The following is a 23,614-nucleotide window of genomic DNA, read 5'->3' on the forward strand; positions in this document are numbered from 1 at the left end:
TACCATATAATAAATATTGTTTATTTTTAATAAAAAAGGGATGCCGAACTCATCATTCGGCATCCCTTTTGATATTCTATAAAATCTTTTCTAATTTTTGTAAATGACCCATTCGCTTGTTGATCTTGTTGTGAATGTGGCGTCTTACGAAGTACTTTCTGAGCTCATCGAGCAATACTAGTGGAATTGGGATGGCAATCAGGTAGATCCAATCACTGACACCAATTGAGTAGGTTCCAAAGACACTTTGTAGGAACGGTACGTAGATTAGCAGGGTGATCAAGACAATCTGGAATGCGATCCCCCACATAATGCGATGGTTACTGAAGATCCCAATCTTGAACAATGAAGTTACACGAGTACGACAGTTTAGGACGGCGGCAATCTGACAGAAGCCAATGGCAGCAAGTGTCATCGTGGTGGCTTCAGCATAGATGTTTCCGCTGGCAAACAATGGAACATGAGGCCAGCCGTGCTGGTAGTTGGCGAAGAAGTAGGCTCCCGTTGAAATGATGGAGGCAAACAGTCCGTACCAACCAAACGCCTTGGCGATAATTCCTTTGTTTAACAAATGAGAATCACGGGGACGTGGCGGCTGATCCATAATTCCTGGTTCACTCTTTTCGGTTCCAAGTCCTAGAGCTGGAAGTAAATCAGTTCCAAGGTCAACGGTCAGGATTTCCATTACCGTTAGTGGTAGTGGAATAGCACCGTTAGAGATTAGGAACAGGATGGATGGAAAAGCTTCGGCCATGTTACTGTTCAAAATGTAGAGCAGGAACTTCTGAATATTACTGTAGACGGTTCGTCCTTCTTCGATTGCGGCAACGATTGAAGCAAAGTTGTCGTCGGTTAAGATCATGTCGGCGGCATCTTTAGCAACGTCAGTTCCGTTTACACCCATGGCAATTCCGATGTTGGCCTTCTTTAGGGCAGGTGCATCGTTAACCCCGTCACCAGTTGCGGCAACGACGTTACCATTCTTTTGACACATGGAGACGATACGGTACTTATCTTCAGGAGCCACTCGGGCGAAGATAACTTCTCCCTTAACAGCCTCTTGAAGTTGATCGTCTGACATGGCTGATAATTCTTCGCCGGTGATGACTCGTGCCTTATCGGAGGTAATGCCGATCTGAACGGCAATACTCTTAGCGGTTAGGGAACTGTCACCAGTGACCATGATGATCTTGATGTCAGCACTGTGACACTTCTTAACGGCGTCAAAGATTTCTTCTCGTGGTGGATCTGACATAACGGCCAAACCTACGAAAACAAGGTTCTTTTCGGTGTTATCAACCGTGGCCTTGTTTGGATCATCGGTATCGTCATCACGGTAGGCAAATGCTAAAGAACGAAGTCCATTTTTGGCGTAATCCGCGTTAGCCTTGTTAATTTTCTTTTTGTCGTCTTCAGTGATGGGACGAACCTGGCCATTTACCAGGATGCGATTACAGATGGAAAGGATGCTGTCTAGACCACCCTTGGTGTAGATAACGTCTTCGCCGTTTTCAGGATCCTTTTGAATTGTGATCATTCGACGACGGTTGGCGTCAAATGGCAATTCCTTTAGACGTGGATTCTTTTCAGCTGAGTCATCTTTTTTCAGCCCAGCCTTGTCGGTTAAAATGTTTAACCCAGCTTCGGTTGGAGTTCCTAAAATTGAAGGAGCCTTTTTGTCGTCTGGGTCGTATTTAATTGAAGTATCGTTATTTAATAGTGCGATGTTTAACAGGAGCGCGAGATCTTTTTCGTTAGATAAATCAACGTCTTTTCCGTTAAACTGGATCTTTCCGTTATTGAAATATCCTGTTCCAGTGACGTTGTATTCCTTATCGGGGAGCCAAACGTGGTTGACCGTCATCTGATTTTGCGTCAGAGTCCCGGTCTTATCGGAACAAATCACGTTGGTTTCACCCAAGGTCTCAACACTGTCTAGGTCCTTTAAGAGGGCGTGTTTCTTAGCCATGACTTGAGTTCCGTGAGCTAAAGAAAGCGTGACGGTTGGTAGAAGTCCTTCAGGAATGAAAGCTACGATCATCCCAAGCGCAAAGATAAATGACTTGGCAAGTGGATAATGAACGAAGTAGATGGCTAAGATGAAGAAGGTAATTCCAATCGCAAAGGCGATGATTGAAATCTGACGAGTTAAGCGATTCAGCTCTTTGGTAAGTGGTGAAACGGTGGCCTTTTGGTTCTGGGTCAAGCTAGCAATCTTACCAAATTCAGTGTTCATCCCGGTCTTAACGGCTAGTACCGTGGCAGTTCCGTTCGTAACCACCGTTCCGGCATAAACCACGTTGGAGATGGCAAATTTGCCATCGCCGTGGTGATACTTAGTATCCTTGTCAACGGGCAGTGATTCACCGGTCAAGGCGGATTCATCGACTTGAAGGGAAGCCGAATGAACGACAACCCCATCAACGGGGATGGCGTTTCCAGCTTGCAACTGTAGGAGATCGCCAGGGACAATCTCATCTGCGTTAATCTGGATCGATTTGCCGTTTCGAATTACGTTAACGTAGGTTGGCAGTAAGCTACTTAAAGCGTCGGTGGCCTTCTTGGCCGCGTGTTCCTCCCAAAATGAGAAGAGTCCGTTAATAATATTAACCGCCCAAATGGCAATTCCTAGATCAACGGTGCCCGCAAGAATTGCGATTACACCACTGACCCACAACAGCATCGCCATTAATGAGGTGAAGTTTTTCAGAAAGGCAACGATTCCGGATTGCTGCTTCCCCTTCTTAATAACGTTGGCACCATCAGTTTGTAACTTTTGTTTTGCTTCGCTGGTAGTTAGGCCCTTTGTGATTGAGGTGTCTAGCTTGCTAGTGAGATCTGACGGTGACATTTTGGCGTAGTCATCGTCAGTTAGAATTTTGTTATCCAATGTTTCTCACCCCTTTTTCCAAATATCGCTTAGAAACTGCTTCTAAACAACCGTGGATTGATTTTAGGCTCTTTTTTCAAAAAAGCAATAGAAAAAACTGACATTTGAGAAATAAATGAACAAAATGGATGAATTACCTTACTGACAGTAACGACTAGCTACGTCAATAAATTAATTTATTTTGAAATTAGGGTGGCTTTCTTCCTATTAAGTGGGAATAATTGCCGCACTTTCTTTTTTGAATTATCATAAATTTAACTACTGCAAAGGAGTCTTAAAATGGTTAAATTTATTGAACGTGAACATCCGTTTTCACCAGCAGATACGGATTTTGTGGAGCGCAAATTCATTGATATTCCGTATGCGGAGGGAGAACGACATAAACTAGACATCTATTTACCAAATGAGAAGCGTGATAGTTACCCAGTTATCATCGACGTGCACGGTGGAGGAATGTACTTTGGCCAGAAAAGTTCCTTTAAATTAAATGGAGCATTGGAACTCTTAAAGCGTGGTTACGCGGTTGTCAGTCCCAATTATTCTCTGAGCTACATGAAGCCATTTCCGACCGCCATCTATGAGCTAAAAGCCGTGGTCCGGTTCGTCAAAGCCCATGCTGATAGCTATCACTTTGATAGTAACGCAGTTTTCATGATGGGGGAATCATCAGGGGCTCAATTAGCCATGTTACTGGCGGCTTCTGAAGCCAGCGGTCATTTGGAAAGTGATTTCGGTTCTGATTTTGACTACTCTAGTCAGGTTAATGGGGTAATTTCGTCGTATGGTTTGTACGACATGGCACTTTTGAAGCCGGAGTTTGAAGCCCTCGGACAGGTTCCTAATTTTAAAGAGACTGGAGACTCCGATTCTTTTGAAGGCGCAATGTTGGGATTTCATCGACCCGTTGATGTTCCTGACCTGGTGGCTGAAGCCGATCCAACCACGTACTTGAATGAAGCGATGGTGCCAGCACTACTCTATGCTGGAACCGGTGACCGGGTGGTGCCATACGTTCAAACCATTAACATGGCCGCTGAACTGATTAAGTTCATTGGCAAGCAGAACGTTGAAGTCCATATCATTGATGGTGTGCCTCACGGTCCTAGCGGCTTCATGAACGAGACCGTCTTTGATCAAAAAGATCAGTTTATGAGACGAGTAATGAAACAAAATAAAAATGCATCCTAGTGGGATGCATTTTTTAGTAGAAACTATTTTTTCACCCTTTTTGGTTTAACCAGCAACATGTTAATGAGAACCATGGCAATTAAAATGATGAGTCCCATCGGTAGGTAGGTGTTTTCACCCATAATTCCGACCAATGGTGAAACGATCCCGCCCATGGCGTTCTGGGTTAATCCGACTAACGCTGAAGCACTACCAGCATTGCGGTCAGCAGCGTTCATGGCAACGGTCGTTGAGAGGGTCAGTAAGGCTCCAATAAACAGTAAAATAATGAAAACTAAGATCATTACTATTAGGAGGTTTTTGAACCAGATGGCACTAAGGGTCAAAATGAGGCTGGCTACGATGGTAGCCTTGATGAATTCTTTTAGGAGTTTAATGGAATCAGTTTTCATTACCAAGCGTCCTGGAAGGGCACTTCCAACTCCAATTGCCACCCCATTAATGGCGTACAAAAAGCTAAAGTCGGTAACGGACATGTGAAACTGACTTTGAAAGACAAACGATGAGGAAGAGATGTAACTAAATAAGGATCCGTAGACAAGGCCGGTAGCTAATACTAACCGGAAAAACTTGGGATCTTTAAGCAGGTGAAACATCTGGACCTCGGACTGAAATAGGGAGCCGGTACTACGGTTATCAGGAGAAAGCGTTTCGGGAATACCAAAAATGCACATTAGAACGATTATAATTCCAATGACCCCAAGAATCATGAAGATACCCTGCCAATCCGTTATTTTAATAATCAGGCCACCAAAAATGGGAGCAATAATGGGGAAAATTCCGTTGACGGCGGTTAATAATGAGTAAAACCGCGTGAGAATTTTACCCTCAAACATGTCCCGAGCTACCGCCCTAGAAATGACCTGACCCGTTGCTCCAGCAATCCCTTGAACCAGCCGGAGTGAGATGAGGGCATAGATGTTAGGAATAAATGCGATCATGGTAGAAGAAAGGGCGAAAAGAAGAAAGCCGATGATTAAGAGTGGTTTTCGTCCGTATCGATCACTTAAGGGACCGATGATCACCTGACCAACCGCTAGTCCAATTAGACATGCCGTGATACTTAACTGCATCATGGAAGCGTTGGTGTGAAAGGTTGCCATCATCTGGGGAAGTGCTGGCATGTAGAGGTCCATTGAAAGTGGACCGGTTGCGCTCACAATTCCCAGAAGAACCGCTAACCATATAATATGACTCTTTTTTGTTTCCATTTTTTCATCCCTAGTAAAAATTTTTCGATCAATGACGCACTAATTGCTATTATAAGGTATACTTACTAAATATATAAAGAAAATTTTAGGGATTCAGTTCATACCCTAGTAAATCATTAGTGATAGAATAAAATTATACATAATGATTGAGGAGAAGTTGAAATGAAATTTTTTAAGAGTGTCATGAGTTGGGTGATTCCAATTGCGATTGGACTGATCCTGGCCTTACTAATCAGACAGTATCTATTTACGCTGGCCAAGGTTGATGGCCCTTCGATGCAACCTAACCTTGAAAGTGGCGAGCGGATCATGGTTTTCAGACAGGCTAAGATTAAGCACCGCAGTGTGGTTGTGTTTGATGCAGCGGGAGAGGATCCAACCGCGGCTCCTAACACTGACTACGTCAAGCGGGTCATTGGTCTTCCTGGTGACACCGTTGCCTTTCGTGGTGGAAACATCTACGTGAACAACAAGAAGGTTAACCAGGACTATATCAGTAAGGATCAGCAACAAAAAGGAACTTACTATAACCGCATGCCCGGTGACTGGGATCTAACCAGTTTGTCTAAGAACTGGCCTAAAAACAAGGGTGCTGTGAAGGTCCCTCAGGGAGAATACTTTGTTTTAGGGGATCATCGAAGTGTTTCCAACGACAGTCGTTATTGGGGCTTTGTCCCAAAGAAGAAGGTTGTTGGGGTTGTGAAGACTTTCCCATGGAATACAACTAAACAAAAGCGTTATAATATCAATGAATTAGGATATTAAATCAATAAAAAGCTCATCATTTATGGTGGGCTTTTTATTTAAATTAATTTTTGGAGGATGATATGAGAGACTTGGTAAGAAAGTTTTCAATTGTCATATGTTTAGTTGTCATTGGATTTGCGGCAGTGTTTTATATTTTGGAGTTTATGAGACCAAGCCCTAAGACAGCCCAATCACCACAAAAACCGCAGCATTATCAAATGGTTAACAATCAGGATTATTCACGGGGAGATTATCAATATATACCAGTTTATAAACAGGGCGATAATTTTCCTAATGCTTTACATACAATTCGGGGAAATGGTCATTCGGACTTTATCACCCAGTACTTTCTTCCCACCTACACTAGTAGATATTCCCGAATGAACGACGAGAATCACCGGCTAATGCGGAATCCCCAAAGTGTGGTCTTACACGGACAGTATGCCTATGTAATGTACACCTTTTATGGTGGTTCCAATACTGGTTTTGTGGTTCGATATGATCTTAAAAAGCTTCAACAACTAGGATTTAATTTACCTGGCTATATGAGTAAATTCAGACACAGTAAGACTCAGCTAGACGGAATTAAGATTGGTCCCATTTTTAAGACAGGGCACGGACAGTCCTTGGCCTACAATCCAAAGAACAAACAAATGTGGTTTGTGAAGCAAAATGGGTTTAAACCGGTCGTTCAGCGGTTCGATATGGATACCCTAAAGCCGATGCAGGAAGTCAAAGTAAAAATTAATTCCAGTGGACCAGTTCCCATGGGGATGGTACTGGCCTTTGACAAACGTGGGAATGCCTATTTTTACAGTATTACGCACCATGGCATTGCGCCACGGGGATCCGTTAAGATCTATCGGGGTCAGATTAGCGACAAGGATGCACAGTTCAAACTGATTCCACAGGTGATTAGACATGCCCCGGGAATTGTTCCACAGTCATTAGCTTATAATGCCCAAAATAATAATTTGTATTTGGTCTCAAACGGTGGCATCATGCGCCTCCCAGTCAGTAAGTTAGGTCATTTAAAGAAGAGTGATGTTCGAACCATCATTACCGACGGGCACCGTGAATTTGAGGGGCTCTCCTTTGAAGACGGAAAGGGAATGTTGTTAGTGAACCGGGGACCCGAGTTGATGCGAATGACGAATCCTAATTTTTAGTCCTTCCGCTTGTAAAACGATTAATTGAGACTTAGAATTACAATTAACTAATTAATCGAAAGAAAGGACGAAGATAATGACTGAATTTAACCATCCAATTACATCAGATGACATCAATCAAATGCAGGCTGACCTTGAAGTGCAACCTAAAAACGAGGTTATCTCGCGGGCCATCATGACCAACGGCATTGACAAGGCTTCAGAAGATCCGCGAACCGCAGTTCGTTTGAACCGGACTTTTTCCGTTGACCTAGACACCGGTACCGTTGCCAACCAAAAGCACAGTGGAAGATGCTGGTTATTCTCACTGCTAAACACCTTGAGACACAAGTTTGCGGTTAAGTACAACAAGAAGGATTTTGAACTATCACAAAACTACCTGTTCTTCTGGGACAAGATTGAACGAGCTAACATGTTTTACGATCGAATGATCACGCTAGCGGATCGCCCTACCAGTGATAGAGATGTAGATTTCTACTTAAGCATGCCTGGTGAAGATGGCGGTCAATGGGCCATGGCAGCCGCTTTGGTTCAGAAATATGGGGTAATTCCTAAGGAAGCTTTCCCTGAGACGGCGGTAACTGATGACACCACTGATTACGACGAGGTGATGGATCGCAAGCTCCGCCATGACGGAATGGTGCTCAGAAACCTAGTTAACTCGGATGCTTCTGATTATGATATTAATCAAATGAAACAAAAGATGATGTCAGAAGTCTACCGGATGACGGCTTATTCGTTTGGTGTTCCACCCAAGACCTTTGACCTTGAATATCGTGATGACGATAAGAAGTATCATTTAGATCAGGGTTTGACACCAAAACAGTTTTACGACAAGTACATTGGCGTTGATTTAAACGACTACGTTGTTTTGACCAATTCACCTGATAAGAAGATGGACGAGATGTACTCACTCCCAAGTCAGAATAACGTTGAGGGCGGAATGCCCATTGAATTCTTGAACGCTCCAATGGATGAGTTGAAAGAAGCAGCCATCAAACAGTTAAAGGATGGCGAGACCGTCTGGTTTGGAAACGATGTATTGCACCAAATGAACCGACAGAAGGGTTATTTGGACAGTAAGTTATACCGTCAAGCTGCTTTATTCGGCGTTGACATGACCATGACGAAGGCCGAACGATTAGAGTATCACGAAGCCGAAGTTTCTCATGCGATGACCTTGACTGGTGTTGACCTGATTAATGATGTTCCCACCAAATGGAAGGTCGAGAACAGCTGGGGTAAGAAGGTCGGAGACGATGGTTACTTCGCAATGACTGACGAATGGATGCAGGACTTTGTCTACGAAGTGGTTGTTAAGAAGAGTTATTTGAAGCACACCCAAAAGGAAGTTTTGAAGAAGACTCCAATCAAACTGTACCCATGGGATTCATTACAATAAAAGTAATTAATTTCGATCGAATTCGAATCAATCCAAATTAAAAGCAACTAACATTATGTTAGTTGCTTTTTAGTTATTGAGCGGTTTTGGCGTGATGCAGATCAATTTTGGCTAAGGCCACTAAAATGATGTATGCGATGTCGTAAACCGCACACAGTAAACCAATCCAGGTTACAAAACGATAGCTTAGAATAAAACCATCCAAAATGGTGGGAGCGAGGGTGCCGATAAACTTCGCAATCGCGATCGTTAACGATTGACCCTCTAAATTAGGCCGTTTAAAGAACATCACGATGAATAAGACGCTCATTAACAGATTTTGGGAGAAGGCGGAATAATTGGATCCGTTCGTTGCACCCAAGGCATCGTAAAAGGCGTATTCGATGATAAATGAAGCAAGAATAACGGTAATTCCCTGCAGAATGTAGTATGGCTGTAAATCTTTAATTTGATATTTTTTACCGTAAATGAAGTAGCACGCAATGACACCAATGTCTAACAAGAACCAGAACACGTGAATCACGGTTGGTAACGCGAATCCGAGGGTATTGATGTTACTAATGGAATAAAGAAGTTCCCATGCAATATTTAAACCGGCTGCCCAGAGCGGCATGCAGTAGGTTTTGTGCTTAAAACCAATGTAGATCATCATGATATAAACAAGTGACCAGCAGATGCCACTTAAACCCGTTAAAAGATTGACTGCCATAATAAAATCTCCAATTGTAAGTTCAGCTTTTAAGGTCATCAGCATTTGGACTATCTAAACCATTACCTAGTATCATCATAGTCTTTGTAAAATTAGTTTCCAATAGATTTGTCACATGAACAGGAAAAATAAATTATTTTGACTTATTTATCCTGTATGATAGGATGAAAACGTGAGGGATGTTATTTCCCTCAGCTAAGCTAAAACGTTTATTTTTTATTGATTTTTTGAGCTGCTTGTAGTTGATGCTATGGGTGGCTTTTTTAGGTTCTTAGTTGACAATTTTCTTCTATATGATAATCTTAAATTGTAAAAGAAAAGCAGCTGCACATAATGCAACTGCTTCGAGATCCGCTAAAGCGGTAGCTACATTATATGTTTATAAAGTAACCATCAGCCTTGTGCGGCTAAGACGGTTACTTTTTTTGTTGGTCTGGGACCAACTTAAGAATTAGTTGGATCAGTTCTATCATGAAATGACAGAATTGAAATACTAATTCTAACGTGTCAAATAAGGACACGTGCTACTCCTTTCATCAGGATGGTTATATACGAATAGATTTCATCGCATACTAACCACTCCTTTGAAGTTTAAAGTAGCTACCGTCTTAACTTTTCTCTTTAATTATTGTATCAATCTTTTGGAATAAAATATATAAATATTCAAGAGATTGTATATTTTTATTATAAGGTAATCATCTTTGTGATTTGGCTAAGACGGTTACTTTTTTGTTTTACTTTTTCTGTGAAACCAAAAGAAGGTTTCACCAATAACCACCATTAGTATGGAACAAATTACACTCAAAATCATCATGTTGTGATTATTTGATATCCCGCTAACCGCGTCTCCAGTTCTTCTGATAACGTATGTAGATAATCCTAAAATGTTTACATTTAAATGGTTGAGATGAGCACCATAAAAATGATAGTAACCGACCCAGATCATCACAAAATCAATGATCATGGCTAATATGAAACCAATAATGATTTCTGTCACAACTCTCAAAATTTTTTTCATGGGTAGTGTCCTCCTGCGGTGATAATACTTTTGTGACATTATACACTATTACAGTATTACAGTTTCATAAACATCCCGTTAATTATAAATAACATGCCCCTGATCCCATAGACACTACGCTAGTTTGCCTGTATAATTTGCACCAATAATTAATGTATGAGCAAAAGAAATGGGGTGGGAGAGTAAGATGAAGTGGTTTTTAAAAATTGGATTGTACGTTGTGGAAGTAATGACATTTGGGTTATTAGCATTGATTTTAATTCAGCTCCCAATTGATTATTTCCCAATGCTGATATTACTTTTTTCTAATTTGGCCTTTTTGCTGATCATCAATCAGCCGGTTCAAAGTACAATTAATAATCATTATAAATGAATTGATCATAAAAGAAGTGCCCCATAATCGTTAGACCCTCGTCTAGCTACTATTGGGACACTTTTTATTTTTTCAAAAACAACTGATAAACCAGGATTGCGATCACTAATGCCGCAAAGACCAGGGTGGCAATTTTGGGATTGGATATTAAGGCATCGACCACTCGATGAAGAATCGAAAAGCTGTGGACCCCGTGTAACCCGAGGACAAAATATGAATTCATTTTCATCACCTACGTTTTCTTGCGAAATTCTTTATTATTCTAATCCCTAATCGTGAAAAAAGTAAGCAAAGTCCTCCAAAGTTATGTATTATAGATGTATAAAACCTAGGAGGATCAACTATGGCAATTGATTGGATGTTAATTTGGCACATTATCGTAATTGGTAATGCGTTATTTGCGATTATTACTGTGTTCAGACAACCACGGGACATTGCCGCAACGTGGGCATGGTTACTAGTGTTGGTATTTCTACCATTATTAGGCTTCATTATTTACGCTTTCTTCGGAAGGAAGTTACCCAAGAGTAAATTCTTCCGATTAAAGGGGAGCGTGAAGAAACATGTTAAACATGAACTTAACGAAGAAAAAGCGATGTTGAAGAAGCCAAAAGATGCTGACACGCTGTCTAAGAAGATCGCGTGGGAATCAGCTAACATGGTTAGAATGTTTATGAATTCTGATACCTCGCCACTTTATGATAATAATAAAATTGATGTTTTTACGAATGGTGACAAGTTAATGGACCAAATGTTTGAGGACATTAAGAATGCCAAAAGTTCCATTAACCTTGAGTTTTACACGTTTTACGCCGATAAGATCGGTAAAAAAGTGCTGGCGGCTTTGGTTAAGAAGGCCAAAGAAGGCGTCGACGTTCGGGTCATCTATGATTCATGGGGATCAATGGGAACGACCCAACGATTCTTTAAACCGCTGTTTGAAGCGGGCGGACACGCCTATCCGTTCTTACACACCCATTCCAATTTCTTTGATTTCCGGGTTAACTTTCGGGATCACCACAAGATCTTGGTAATCGATGGCGAACATGGCTACGTTGGTGGTTTTAACATCGGTGACCAGTACATGGGCTGGAGTAAGAAGTTCGGTAACTGGCAGGATTGTTCCATTCGAATTCATGGGAATGCCATCTACGGATTACAGTCGCAATTCATTTTGGATTGGAACGCAACCGATGGCAAACTTCAGATTAATCCCAACAATCCAGAGATGATCAAAAAGTACTATCCTATCATTCATACTGATGGGGAAGCGGTCATGCAGATTGTCTCCAGTGGTCCCGATACCAGTATGGAGCAGATCAAGATTGGTTACATCAAGATGATTGAGATGGCCAAACATAAGGTGCAGATTACAACTCCGTACCTGATTCCTGATCCATCCGTTTTAGACGCTTTGAAGATTGCGTCCATGTCGGGGGTCGATGTGCAAATTATTGTTCCCGACATGCCGGATCATCCGTTTGTTTATCGAGCTACGCAGTACTACGCACGTCAATTAACCAAATTGGGTGTGAAAGTCTACTACTATAACAATGGCTTCATGCACGCTAAGACCATCGTGGTCGATGACAAAATTGTCTCGGTTGGATCCGCCAACATGGATTACCGAAGCTTCAAGTTGAACTTTGAAATTAATTCGTTTACCTACGACGAAGAGTTTGGAAAACGAATGGGAAAGATTTTTGAGGAGGACTTAAAGAAGAGCACGTTACAAACCACTAAGATGTTTGAGTCTGAGTCATGGTGGTTGAACTTCAAGCAGCATTTTAGCCGCTTGTTGTCACCAATTCTATAAAGTAAAAAATAAAGGGATGAACCTCACTGGGTTCATCCCTTTTTAATGACTATTTATTATTTATTTTTGTGGATCGGTCGCGATTAAGGCTCCAGCTAAGTTATGCATATCTGGTTCCTGCGCGGTGACGATTAATTGTTGGTTAACGAACGCCATTTGACCAATGTCACTCATTTCTCTGCCGTATCCAGATCCCTTAACACCGCCAAATGGTAATGATGGGAGGGATGCCAGGAAGTTGTTGACAAAGACCATGCCGGTTTCAATCTGATCGGCTACCTTGGCACCACGTTGAGGGTCGCCAGAGAAGACAATTCCACCTAATCCGTAAGGGTTATCGTTGGCCATCTCAATGGCTTCCTGTTCACTGTGAACTTTGTAGACCGAGGCAACTGGCCCAAAGAATTCAGTTGAATAACCTGGATTGGACTTGTCGATGTCAGTTAAGATGGTTGGCATGAAGAATTGACCAGGGAGATCAACAGGTTTATCACCATAAACCACCTTAGCTCCCGCTTTAATGGTTGCATTAACTTGAGCTTGAAGTTTATCTTTCGCTTTCTTTGAGTTCATTGGAGCAAGGGTAGTAGATGGATCCATCGGATCACCCATTTTAACCTTGCTGAAGTCTTCCTTTAATTTTGCGACAAACTTGTCGTAGACATTATCCATCACGATGAACCGTTTGTCAGAGCAGCAAACCTGACCATCGTTATAGAGTCGAACCCGCCAAGCAATGTCCTCAGCTTTGTCTAAATCTGCATCGTCCAAGATGATGAACGGATCCATTCCACCGAGTTCCATCGAATTCTTTTTAAGGTTTTTACCGGCCGCTTCGGCAACTGATGATCCACCACGTTCGGATCCGGTTAGAGCGACACCTTGAACCCGTTTGTCTTCGATGGCCTTAGTAACCTGGTCGTATGATAAGAACATGTTGGTTAATGCGCCTTTAGGAGCACCAGCTTCTTTGATTACGTCCGCAAACGACTGGGCTGACTTAGGAATGTTAGAAGCATCCTTTAAAATCATGGGATTTCCAACCATAAAGTTCGGGGCAAAGACCCGCATGATTTGATAGTAAGGAAAGTTCCAGGGCTCAACCATTACTAATGTTCCGAGGGCGTGATAGTGCATCTCGGCTTGACCAGTAACCGCTGAAGTAAGGGCTTTAGGTTGAAGTAGTTCTTCACTGTGATCGGCAAACCAATCAGCGATGATCGCACATAGTTCAACTTCACCTTGTGATTCACGGAATAACTTACCCATTTCGATTGTGGCGGTCTTAGCGAGTTTGTCTTTGTTGTCTCGTAGTGCGCTAGCAACGTTATGAAGGACTTTGGCCCGCTTTTTGATATCTTGTTTCTTGGTCTTTTTGTAGAGGGCATCATCAGTCTTTAGGACCTGCTCTAACTCCTTGTCAGTAGCGTTGGGATAGGTTTTGATAGTTTCATTGTTGAATGGATTAACAGTCTCATATGCCATAATAATTCTCCTTTGTTTTATAAAAAACACGATCTATCACATTAATTACCAATAACTATGAGAATCAGTTAGCTAACTCAAATCTCACCCTTAGTATAGTTCATTAGTGAGCATATGCAAAAGAGTAGCTTGAATTTTTAAAATAAGTGAGCCTATATATGCTATTGTAAGAGAATATGAATTAAAAAATATCTTCATAGAATATATATTCTATGAAGATATTTTTGTTTTTAATTATTTAATGTTCAAGATCCACAAGAAGACCAGGAAGATAATGGCTAAGGCATACATCATCCAACCGACTTCCTTACCTCTCTTAGCGGCGATCATGGTAATTGGATAGGCAATGAAACCGAGCGCAATTCCGTCTGAAATACTGTAGGTTAACGGCATCCCAATCGCAATTAGAAAGGCTGGGGCAGCAATTTCGAATTTGTTCCAGTGAATGTTTCCAAGTGATTTGGCCATCAAAATTCCCACGATGATTAAGGCTGGTGCGGTGACCTGACTGGTAATGACGGTCAAAAGTGGTGAGAAGAACATGGCGAGTAAGAATAGGATTCCGGTAATGATAACGGTGAATCCAGAACGTCCACCAACGGCAATTCCCGCTGATGATTCAACGTAGGCACCCATTGGTGAAGTTCCTAGAAGTGATCCAACCAGCATGGTTACGGAATCAGCACCCAAAGCACGACCAATGCGGGGAATCTTATTGTCCTTCATGTAACCGGCCTGTTCGGCCAAACCAACCAGTGTTCCGGCGGTGTCAAAGAAGGTTACCAGTAGGAACGTTAGCACGACAACGATTAGTTGAGGCGTGTTGATTTTATCAACGTTGAATAGTCCAACTAAGAAAGTGGACTTGATGCTTGGAACTCCGGAGACGATCCCGGTAGGCATCTTGATTAAACCGAAGAGCACACCAATCACAGCTGAAGCGACCATTCCAATGAAGATTGATGCGGGAACGTTAGCGGCCATCAGGAATAACGTGATGACCAGTCCAGCGACCGTCAGCAACGTGAGTGGGTTACTGAAAGATCCCAAGCCTACTAGGGTTGACTTGTTGGCAACCACTAGGCCACCATTGTTTAAGCCAAGAAAGGCGATGAACAATCCAATTCCACCAGCAATGGCGGACTTAAGGTCGGACGGGATCGAGTCGATGATCTTTTCACGCAACTTGAGTAGCGTCAAGATGACGAAGAGAATTGAGGCAACGAACACACCAGCAAGGGCAGTCTGCCAGGGGATGTGCATCCCAATACATACCGAGTAAGCGAAGAAAGCGTTCAGACCCAGACTAGCAGATAACGCAAACGGATAGTTTGCGATGATTCCCATTAGGAAACAGCCAAATGCAGAGGCAAGGGCGGTCGCGGTAAAGACGGCCCCCTTATCCATTCCTGCAGCACCCAAAACGTTCGGGTTTACGAATAAGATATACACCATGGAAACAAAGGTCGTGACTCCCGCGATGGTTTCACGGGTAAAGTTTGTTCCCAGTTCCTGAAAGTGAAAAAACGAGGCAATTCGATTAGCCATTTCCACAACTCCTATCACATTAATATTCGGTTTTAAAAAAATGAACCACGATATTAGGATAACATAATGTTAAAATGTGTCAAATCACGAACAATATTAATTGGTCGCGAAAAAATATGCATTAACGGTCGTTGACAAATTTGATAGAATAAAGATATAAATGGGGTTTTAGAGATGAAAAACATTTTACTACTTGGAAAAACACAGGCCGAACAAATGGTCTTTAACTATTTTAATTCAAAAAATGAATTTAAAGTTCATGAAATAACGACGGGAGACTTTACGCAGGAACAGACGTACCGAGGCCACCTGAAAGATGTTGACGTGATCGTTTCCTTTTTAGGGCCCTTGGACGTTGATTTAGACATGGAGGCACTCTTTTCCGTCATTTATTCGGGACGTCTGAATCCCGCCCGGATCATTTTTCTGTCAGCCGCGGGAATTGATAAGGAAGTCGACGGTGAACTGGATTACCCTGGGGTCGATGACGTTAGTGAATTTTTAAAGCAACAACAGTATGCCATTAAAGTTATTGATGAATCAGAAATTCCGTACACCATTTTTCGACTCGTTAACGTAGTTAATACCAAGCACAATGACGGCCACACGATTGAAGAAGGGCAGCCCGTGCCGGTTGGAATTGTTTCACATGAAACGATTGCCCATTTTGTGATTGATGCGATCGTGAACGGCAGTTTTAAGAATCAGTCTCAGACTCTCGTTGAGGAACGCTCAGAAAGGAAAGAATAATGGCACTACAATTCGTACTCGGCAAGGCCAGTAACGATCACTTTAAAAAGGTGATCGATAACCTTGACCACTCCATGCAGCAACATTCACATGATACTTATTTCTATTTGGTACCGAATCACATTAAGTTTGAGTCCGAACTAGGAACGCTCAAACAACTGAATCATGATGATCAGAGCACGTTTGCCGAGACACGCGTTCAGGTCTTCTCGTTTTCTCGATTGATGTGGTATTTCCTTGGTAACAGTAAGGGTTATCAACTACCACGACTCTCAAAGGATGCCGTTAACATGATCATCTTTCAGATCATTGAGAATTACCAGGACAAGCTGACCGTGTTTAAAGGTGAGGGAGCCCAACCTGGTTTTATTTCCCAAGTGGCAGATCAGATTAACGAACTGCAGCAGGGGAGGATCGACCCAGATACGTTGGACAAGATTGCTGATCTCGATCCTGGAACGATTAATCCCGAATTACAGGGAAAATTGCATGATATCAGCGTGATTTATCGTGAATTTTTGAAAGAAACGGACGGAAAATACGTTGATTCCTCTGTCACACTGAAAATGTTGAATCAGTATCTGACTGACACCGATTTGTCCCAGATGCACTTCTACATCAGTGGTTTTTCGCAGTTTTCGGCCCAAGAACTTGAGATCGTCAAGACCCTAATTGATAAGGCTAATGGCATCACGATTGACCTTAACCTTGACCATGCCTATCCAAACGAAATGCCGGATAGTTCGGCGTTCTTCTTACGCTCAGGACGACTTTATCATCAGTTGTACCAGTACGCTCGGGCAAGTGGAACTAAGGTTATGACCGACCAGTACGCTAACGACTGTCGTTGTAGTGACGGTTTAAGGGAACTTGAGGACTATTGGATTGCAAGTAGTGAAGTTGGTTCCTCAATTCAACCCAAGACAAATGGTAATCCTGATGTAGCTCTCTTTCGGGCTGATTCAAACTACGATGAACTGATGAACATTGCCACGATGATTCGCCAAATGGTCGCAACGGGACGTTTCCGATACTCTGATTTTATGGTGGTTACCAGACACTTGGATAAGTATCAAAACGTCATCGATCCCATTTTTCAGATGCAACAAATTCCGTACTTCGTTGACATTCAGAAACACATGGATAATCATCCCCTAGTGGAACTAATTGATGCATTGTTCTCCATCTATCGCGCGGATCGCAAGCGTAACTATCGTTATGACGATGTGATGCGTTTACTTAAGTCTGAGTTATTGATTCCCCATGACCAGGAGGGCAACCCGATGAATATTGATCGTTATCGTCGTTGTCTTTCGTTGTGTGAAAATTTAATTCTAAAGAATGGTTACGAAGGGAAACGTTGGACGCAGGATGAAGACTGGGAATATGCCACAATTTCTGACAATGACACTGGCATTGTCTCCAATCGGAATAAGGAAATTTCCGCGGACATCAACGTGATTCGCCATTTTGTAAAAAACACGTTACCACCATTTTATAAGAAGATGGCTAAGGCCAAAACTGGGAAAGATGCCGCCAACATCCTGTATCAATTTTTGGATGAGAACGGCGTCATTAATGAACTAAAACACTGGCAGGATGAGGCCACCGAACGTGGTGACTTACAGGAAGCTGGTCAATCTGAACAAGTTTGGAACACGCTGTGTGGTTTGCTGGATGACTTTGTGACCTTTCTGGGTGACCATCCCTTTGAAATGGATAACTTCTTGGATCTTTTGAAAGCTGGATTTGAGGGAGCTTCATACTCCCAGATTCCATCAACCTTGGATCAGGTCACCATTTCTGAAACTGGTTTAGTCCAGCTCAATAATAAAAAAGTAACCTTTGTGATGGGGGCCGACGACAATAGTATGCCCGCTACCATTGAAAATAACAGTCTTTTAAACGATGCCGATCGCGATCAGATGAATGAACAATTCACCGATGATCAGTACTTAAATGATAATAGTGAGACGCAGATGGTTAACGAACCCTACTTAAACTACCTGGCGTTCATGACGCCCGATTCCAAGCTAGTCTTTTCGTATAACTTGGGTGGTGGAGAAAGTGACGTAACCCAGGCCATTTCACCATATGTAGCTCGAATTAAGGACCATTTCAACCTGGAAGAAAAGCACGTCTCCGCTACTCCCAGTCCTGATTCAAATGATATTCGGCAGTATGTTGGTTCCAAACGGGCCACGTTGAAATACCTGGTAAAGGCTTCACTTGATGCCAAAGTTAATGGCAAGCAATTAGGGCAAGCCTGGACTCAAATTAAATCGTACTTAGAAAACGATCCAACCATGCGGACCATTACCCAGAAATTAATGGGGAGTTTGACGTACAAGAATGTTCCTGCCGCTTTAAAACCAGAGATTGTGACCGGCTTGTACGGTAATTCCATCACAACTTCCATTTCTAAGCTAGAAGAATTTTACTATGATCCGTATGAGTATTTCTTAAAGTACGGACTACGGTTGAAAGAACGAGATGAATTTAATCTCGATCCCAGCAGTACCGGAACTTTCTATCACGAGTCACTCGATAAGTTGATTAAAGAGATTAACGATAAGCACATTGATATTACGGATCTTTCCAATGAACAGATTAGAAACATGGTGAACAAAATTACAGGTTCCATTATCGAGGACGATCCGGATCTGCAGTACGAAATTTTAAAGAGTTCTAATCGGATGGAATACATTTCTAAACAATTGGTTCAAACGGTAATGCAGATGGCGACCACTTTGCGTGATCAGTCCCATTACACCAAGATGCGTCCGAAAAATACCGAAATTATTTTTGGCGAACCCGGGAAACCCAACGGCATTGATGGCTTGAACTTTGATTTGGGCGATCATCACTCGGTAAACGTGCGGGGACGAATCGACCGCATTGACCAAATGTTCCTCGATGGGACTGAGTATCTCGGTATTGTTGACTACAAATCTAGTGACAGAGATATTGATCTGTCGGAGGCTTACGACGGGACGCGGATGCAGATGATGACGTACCTCGATGCCGTCGTTCAAAATCAAGATAAGCTCTCCAGTACCGACAAGGCGAAGTTAGCTAGTGCCTTGTACATGCATATCTTTGATCCGGTTTTAAAACCTAGTGAGGTCAAAAATTTTGATGACATAAAACAAATTGAAGCAGCCTTGATGAAGAAACATAAGTACAGTGGCTTGTTGGTTAATAACGATGGCATGTTGAAAGACATGGTGAATAACGTTGCTGATTCCTCCATGATCTATCCTTATAAATTTGATAAAAATGGGAATTTGTATAAAGATTCTGTTAAAAAATACATCATTGAACCCCATGACTTGGAACTACTGTTAAGACGAACTGAGGAACGGATTAAGAATGCTGGAAAGCAGATTTTTGACGGAAACATTAAGTTGGAACCATCTCAGTACAAGGACAAATCAAAGATTATTTATTCTCCGTACAAACCAGTTATGCAATTTGACCCATTATTAACTGAAAATAATTATCGAATTGTGAAAGACATGGGAGATAACAAAGATGTCATTGACTTCTTAAGAGAGGAGGAACGCAATAATGGCGGACAATAGTATGAATTTTACCCCAGAACAGGAAAAGGCCATCACGGAAAATTTTCCTGGAAACGCCTTGGTGTCAGCTTCAGCTGGCTCAGGGAAAACCAGAGTTTTAGTTCAACGCGTGCTTAATAAAGTAGAACATGGGGTCGATGTTGACCACCTTTTGATTGTGACGTTCACCAAAGCGGCCGCTAAGGAAATGCGTGATCGGATCAAAAGGGGTTTACAAGACGAGGTTAATCAGTCTAATGATGACGAACAGAAGCGTAACCTGATAAAACAGATCCGAAAGTTGTCAGTTGCGCACATTTCCACGATGGATGCCTTCTGTCAGTGGTTGGTCCAGAAGGATTACTACGCCATTGATCTAGATCCAAATTTTCGGATTTTAGCCGATAAAACCGAGAAAGAAATGTTGCGTGATTCCGTCTGGGAAGACGTCCGAGAGGATCTATACGGTAATGACGAAGACGGTTCATTTGCCAGATTAACCAGAAACTTTTCTAACGATCGTGGTGATGATGGTTTGACTGACGTGGTATTGAGTCTTTATGATTTTTCTAACGCTAATCAAGATCCTGAGGCATGGCTTAATCATTTAGTTGATTTGTACCAAATGGATGACAACATTACCCAAAGTAATTTTTACCAGAAGTACTTGCTGCCTGAAATTCAAAATAAGATCAAGCAAGCGGTTGGAATTCTCAAACAGGCTAAGCAGGAATTCTTGGATGGGGCACTCTCTAGTCGTGCGGATTTAATTGATAAAGATATTAAAAAATTAAATCGAATCTACGATCGACTAGGTACCGCAACGTGGGATGCACTTTATGAATTATTTAACCCCTTTAAGTTGGAATCTATGAATCAAAAGGGTATAAGTAAAAAAATAGATGATTCTCAAAAAGAGTTCCAGAAAGTTGCAATGGATTCGCGCAAAGAAGCTAAAAAAATTATTGATAAAATTGGTCCCAAGTACTTCTTTGCCAAAGAAGATGCTAATTTAGATGTCATTAAGCAGGCGGAAAAATTAGTTCAAAAATTAGTGGAGGTTGTTCAAACTTTTTCAAAGCGTTATGCAGTAGTCAAAAAGCAGAAACATGCTTACGAGTTTGTTGATATTGAACATTTTGCGTTGAACATCTTGACTGGTAAGAGTGAAGACAGCCAAGAAATCAAGCGACAATTGCAGAATTACTTTGATGAAATCATGGTTGATGAGTATCAGGATAACAACCGACTACAAGATGCGATCTTAAGTGCGATGAAGAATCAGCAGCACGAAAACATGTTTATGGTGGGCGACGTTAAGCAGTCAATTTACGGTTTTCGTTTGGCGGATCCGGGAATGTTTTTGGAAAAACTGGATCATTATCAGGAATCTGATAATAAAGACACCGCGGTTGAATTGTCTGACAATTTCCGTTCGGTTAAAAACGTCGATGATTTTACCAACTTGGTTTTTTCTCAGATCATGGATCGTGGTCTTGGTGAAATGGACTATACCGGAAACGCCAAGTTGAAGTATGGTGCGACCTATTATGGTAATTCCGTCAAATCAAACGCCAACGTCCTGATGTATGTTGATGATAATTCTAAAGATGATGACGAAGATTTAACGTTGAAACCTGACACTAATTCCGAGGGTCAAGTTCGCATGGTGGCCGATCAGATTCAGGATTTGATACAAAAGAAGATGCAGATCTACGATAAGACTACGCATGAGATGCGAGACATTCGCTACGGTGACATTGCGATCTTGGAACCCACGCGGAATAATAATTTGAACCTCTCCAAAGAATTTTTACAGAAACGAATTCCACTATCAATTGACGGTGGTGAAAGTTACTTTAAGACCACTGAGGTTCAGATTATGATGTCGCTGCTTCAAATTATTGATAATCCGTACCAAGACATCCCATTGGCAGCAGTTCTGCGTTCGCCAATCGTGGGGATGGATGAAAACGAAATGGCTTATCTGCGGATTAACCACAAGACCGGTGATTATTTTGCGTCCATCCTTGATTTTTACCATCATTATCCGTCACAAGAGCCCAATGAGTTTGGAAATTTGGTTGCTAAGAAAGTCCAACTGTTTCTGGACCAATTAAAAGATTTCAAGGATTTTGCGACGAAACACGAATTATCTGACTTGATCTGGCACATTTACAGTGTGACTGGGTTCTTGGATTACGTTGGTGGGATGCCAGCTGGCAAGAAGCGTCAAGCTAATTTGCATGCACTGTACGAACGTGCTTCAGAATACGAAAAGAGTAGTTTCAAAGGTCTATTTGCCTTTGTTCAATTCGTCAAACGACTTCAGGATAAGGACGATGACCTGGCTGAGGCTCCCGCCGATATTGAGACAGATTCGGTCCACGTCATGACGATTCACGGTAGTAAGGGACTTGAATTCCCGGTCGTCTTTTTAATGGACGCCACTAAAAATTTCAATGAATCTGCCGAAAAGAATCGGTATGTTTTGAATAATAAATTAGGAATTGGCATTAAATACTTTGATCAATCTAAACATGAATTATTACCAACCTTGCAGTATGTAGCAATTATGGCCGCAAAGAAAAACAGCAATTTGGCGGAAGAAATGCGTAAACTTTATGTGGCTTTGACGCGTGCTGAGCAACAACTTTACATTACCGGAATTGTTAAGAACAAGAAAACGCCTGAAACTGAAACCAAGGATTGGGAAAGAGCCTACCAAAGTCACAACATGGTATTAGATCAGTCGATGCGAAGTGGCGCCAAGAGTTTCATGGATTGGATTGGGGCAGCACTTGCTCGTCACCCAAATTATTATCAGGATCGCGGAAAGGTTGATGCGACCCATGTTTTAGCCAATGATCCGACCAACTTTAAGGTCGAATTTGTGACTGCCAAGGACTTACAACAACCTAGTCAAGCTGAAACTACTAGTACTTCATTGGATCAAACGCTAAAGAACGAACAAATTGATCAGTCGAAGATTCAGCACATCATGGACTTCAAGTATCCGTATCATGCAGCAACCACCACGACTGCTTATCAATCCGTTTCAGAAATCAAACGATTGTTTGACGATCCCGACAATATCCAGCTAGGCAGTGTGTCAGAGAGTCGGAACATGATCTTGCGTCGGACTCGTTACAACAACACGACGTTTATGCAACCCCAGTTCATGCAGTCGGTCGGACAGCCAAACTCGATGGAAATTGGAACGGCGACGCATTTGATTTTGCAGAAGATTAACGTTAAGGAACCGATCAATCAGGATACGGTTGCTGAACTCTTGGCGCAGTTGGTTAATGATAAGTTAATTACGCCGGAGGTTGCTAAAAAGGTTAACGTTGACTCCGTGGTAAAATTCTACCAGAGTGAGCTTGGTCAATTAATCAAGGCCCATCCCGATCAACTTCACCGAGAAGTTCCGTTTTCACTGCTAATTTCCGCAGAACAAATCTTCTCGGAATTTGAAAATGACGCGGATCAAAAACTCCTGGTCCACGGAATTATCGATGGCTACCTTGATTTAGATGATGGTCCGGTTCTGTTTGACTACAAAACCGACTTCGTTAATCCTAAAAAATCCGATGCTAGCGTTGAAAAGATCATTGACCAGTATCGTGGTCAGGTTAATATCTATGGAATTGCCTTGTCAGACATTTTGGGCAAACCAGTTAAAGACGAATATTTATACCTACTTTCAAATAACAGTTTGCAACGAGTAGTACCGAAGAAGTAA

The 23,614-nt window shown here is 42.0% G+C and carries 16 protein-coding genes; 9 read left to right on the top strand and 7 right to left on the bottom strand.

What is annotated here, in order from left to right; translation table 11 throughout:
• Positions 1–76: 76 nt before the first annotated feature.
• The gene (locus FC73_RS06605; protein WP_050780912.1) at positions 77–2,851 is read right to left on the bottom strand and encodes a cation-translocating P-type ATPase; all 2,775 of its coding nucleotides are present in this window, start codon (positions 2,849–2,851) and stop codon (positions 77–79) included.
• A gap of 318 nt (positions 2,852–3,169) precedes the next feature.
• On the opposite strand from FC73_RS06605, the gene FC73_RS06610 reads away from it, so the two are divergent.
• Positions 3,170–4,078 (top strand): alpha/beta hydrolase, encoded by a 909-nt coding sequence (locus tag FC73_RS06610; RefSeq protein ID WP_010022097.1) that lies wholly within the window; start codon positions 3,170–3,172, stop codon positions 4,076–4,078.
• Between the two features lie 23 nt (positions 4,079–4,101).
• Here the strand turns inward: FC73_RS06610 and FC73_RS06615 are convergent, their stop codons facing one another.
• Complete coding sequence (locus FC73_RS06615) at positions 4,102–5,289, bottom strand: multidrug effflux MFS transporter (protein ID WP_010022096.1); 1,188 nt, start codon at positions 5,287–5,289, stop codon at positions 4,102–4,104.
• Positions 5,290–5,451: 162 nt separating this feature from the next.
• Here FC73_RS06615 and lepB point away from each other — a divergent pair, with 162 nt between their 5' ends.
• The 3 genes from lepB to FC73_RS06630 all read left to right on the top strand — a co-directional run bounded on the left by lepB (position 5,452) and on the right by FC73_RS06630 (position 8,607).
• Complete coding sequence (lepB, locus tag FC73_RS06620; RefSeq protein WP_010022094.1) at positions 5,452–6,054, top strand: signal peptidase I; 603 nt, start codon at positions 5,452–5,454, stop codon at positions 6,052–6,054.
• Between the two features lie 62 nt (positions 6,055–6,116).
• Positions 6,117–7,205, top strand: a complete 1,089-nt coding sequence (locus FC73_RS06625; RefSeq protein ID WP_010022092.1) for a hypothetical protein — start codon at positions 6,117–6,119, stop codon at positions 7,203–7,205.
• A gap of 76 nt (positions 7,206–7,281) precedes the next feature.
• Positions 7,282–8,607: a C1 family peptidase gene (locus FC73_RS06630; protein ID WP_010022090.1), complete on the top strand. Its 1,326-nt coding sequence runs from the start codon at positions 7,282–7,284 to the stop codon at positions 8,605–8,607.
• Between the two features lie 73 nt (positions 8,608–8,680).
• Here the strand turns inward: FC73_RS06630 and FC73_RS06635 are convergent, their stop codons facing one another.
• Both FC73_RS06635 and FC73_RS06640 read right to left on the bottom strand, forming a co-directional pair.
• Positions 8,681–9,316 (bottom strand): transmembrane-type terpene cyclase, encoded by a 636-nt coding sequence (locus FC73_RS06635; RefSeq protein ID WP_010022089.1) that lies wholly within the window; start codon positions 9,314–9,316, stop codon positions 8,681–8,683.
• A 721-nt stretch (positions 9,317–10,037) separates the two neighbouring features.
• A complete protein-coding gene (locus FC73_RS06640) occupies positions 10,038–10,334 on the bottom strand; it encodes an LlsX family protein (RefSeq protein ID WP_010022088.1) in 297 nt (98 codons plus the stop codon).
• 187 nt (positions 10,335–10,521) lie between these two features.
• Here FC73_RS06640 and FC73_RS06645 point away from each other — a divergent pair, with 187 nt between their 5' ends.
• The gene (locus FC73_RS06645; protein WP_010022087.1) at positions 10,522–10,707 is read left to right on the top strand and encodes a hypothetical protein; all 186 of its coding nucleotides are present in this window, start codon (positions 10,522–10,524) and stop codon (positions 10,705–10,707) included.
• A gap of 64 nt (positions 10,708–10,771) precedes the next feature.
• Here FC73_RS06645 and FC73_RS07005 read toward each other — a convergent pair whose 3' ends face one another.
• Positions 10,772–10,930 (bottom strand): hypothetical protein, encoded by a 159-nt coding sequence (locus FC73_RS07005; protein ID WP_153218755.1) that lies wholly within the window; start codon positions 10,928–10,930, stop codon positions 10,772–10,774.
• Between the two features lie 120 nt (positions 10,931–11,050).
• On the opposite strand from FC73_RS07005, the gene cls reads away from it, so the two are divergent.
• On the top strand, positions 11,051–12,523 hold the full coding sequence (gene cls, locus FC73_RS06650; RefSeq protein ID WP_010022086.1) for a cardiolipin synthase: 1,473 nt from the start codon (positions 11,051–11,053) through the stop codon (positions 12,521–12,523).
• A 60-nt stretch (positions 12,524–12,583) separates the two neighbouring features.
• Here cls and FC73_RS06655 read toward each other — a convergent pair whose 3' ends face one another.
• Together FC73_RS06655 and FC73_RS06660 are read right to left on the bottom strand one after the other, a co-directional pair.
• Positions 12,584–14,008, bottom strand: coding sequence for an NAD-dependent succinate-semialdehyde dehydrogenase (locus tag FC73_RS06655; protein WP_010022085.1), 1,425 nt, complete (start codon positions 14,006–14,008; stop codon positions 12,584–12,586).
• 234 nt (positions 14,009–14,242) lie between these two features.
• Positions 14,243–15,556, bottom strand: a complete 1,314-nt coding sequence (locus FC73_RS06660; RefSeq protein ID WP_010022083.1) for an NCS2 family permease — start codon at positions 15,554–15,556, stop codon at positions 14,243–14,245.
• Between the two features lie 174 nt (positions 15,557–15,730).
• Here FC73_RS06660 and FC73_RS06665 point away from each other — a divergent pair, with 174 nt between their 5' ends.
• From FC73_RS06665 to addA, 3 genes are read left to right on the top strand one after another with little or no spacing between them, the layout of a single operon-like run.
• Positions 15,731–16,306 carry an NAD(P)H-binding protein gene (locus tag FC73_RS06665; RefSeq protein WP_010022082.1) on the top strand — a complete coding sequence of 192 codons (576 nt, stop codon included), beginning with the start codon at positions 15,731–15,733 and terminating at the stop codon, positions 16,304–16,306.
• Positions 16,306–19,890 carry a PD-(D/E)XK nuclease family protein gene (locus tag FC73_RS06670; RefSeq protein WP_010022080.1) on the top strand — a complete coding sequence of 1,195 codons (3,585 nt, stop codon included), beginning with the start codon at positions 16,306–16,308 and terminating at the stop codon, positions 19,888–19,890. The genes FC73_RS06665 and FC73_RS06670 overlap by 1 nt, the downstream gene beginning before the upstream one ends.
• On the top strand, positions 19,877–23,614 hold the full coding sequence (gene addA / locus FC73_RS06675) for a helicase-exonuclease AddAB subunit AddA (RefSeq protein WP_010022078.1): 3,738 nt from the start codon (positions 19,877–19,879) through the stop codon (positions 23,612–23,614). The genes FC73_RS06670 and addA overlap by 14 nt, the downstream gene beginning before the upstream one ends.

This window comes from Fructilactobacillus fructivorans (assembly GCF_001434095.1).
GTDB lineage: Bacteria > Bacillota > Bacilli > Lactobacillales > Lactobacillaceae > Fructilactobacillus > Fructilactobacillus fructivorans.

Coding starts and splice junctions, on each gene's coding strand:
- FC73_RS06605 (WP_050780912.1), bottom strand. CDS start 2,851: ATGTCACCGTCAGATCTCACTAGCAAGCTAGACACCTCAATCACAAAG.
- FC73_RS06610 (WP_010022097.1), top strand. CDS start 3,170: ATGGTTAAATTTATTGAACGTGAACATCCGTTTTCACCAGCAGATACG.
- FC73_RS06615 (WP_010022096.1), bottom strand. CDS start 5,289: ATGGAAACAAAAAAGAGTCATATTATATGGTTAGCGGTTCTTCTGGGA.
- lepB (WP_010022094.1), top strand. CDS start 5,452: ATGAAATTTTTTAAGAGTGTCATGAGTTGGGTGATTCCAATTGCGATT.
- FC73_RS06625 (WP_010022092.1), top strand. CDS start 6,117: ATGAGAGACTTGGTAAGAAAGTTTTCAATTGTCATATGTTTAGTTGTC.
- FC73_RS06630 (WP_010022090.1), top strand. CDS start 7,282: ATGACTGAATTTAACCATCCAATTACATCAGATGACATCAATCAAATG.
- FC73_RS06635 (WP_010022089.1), bottom strand. CDS start 9,316: ATGGCAGTCAATCTTTTAACGGGTTTAAGTGGCATCTGCTGGTCACTT.
- FC73_RS06640 (WP_010022088.1), bottom strand. CDS start 10,334: ATGAAAAAAATTTTGAGAGTTGTGACAGAAATCATTATTGGTTTCATA.
- FC73_RS06645 (WP_010022087.1), top strand. CDS start 10,522: ATGAAGTGGTTTTTAAAAATTGGATTGTACGTTGTGGAAGTAATGACA.
- FC73_RS07005 (WP_153218755.1), bottom strand. CDS start 10,930: ATGAATTCATATTTTGTCCTCGGGTTACACGGGGTCCACAGCTTTTCG.
- cls (WP_010022086.1), top strand. CDS start 11,051: ATGGCAATTGATTGGATGTTAATTTGGCACATTATCGTAATTGGTAAT.
- FC73_RS06655 (WP_010022085.1), bottom strand. CDS start 14,008: ATGGCATATGAGACTGTTAATCCATTCAACAATGAAACTATCAAAACC.
- FC73_RS06660 (WP_010022083.1), bottom strand. CDS start 15,556: ATGGCTAATCGAATTGCCTCGTTTTTTCACTTTCAGGAACTGGGAACA.
- FC73_RS06665 (WP_010022082.1), top strand. CDS start 15,731: ATGAAAAACATTTTACTACTTGGAAAAACACAGGCCGAACAAATGGTC.
- FC73_RS06670 (WP_010022080.1), top strand. CDS start 16,306: ATGGCACTACAATTCGTACTCGGCAAGGCCAGTAACGATCACTTTAAA.
- addA (WP_010022078.1), top strand. CDS start 19,877: ATGGCGGACAATAGTATGAATTTTACCCCAGAACAGGAAAAGGCCATC.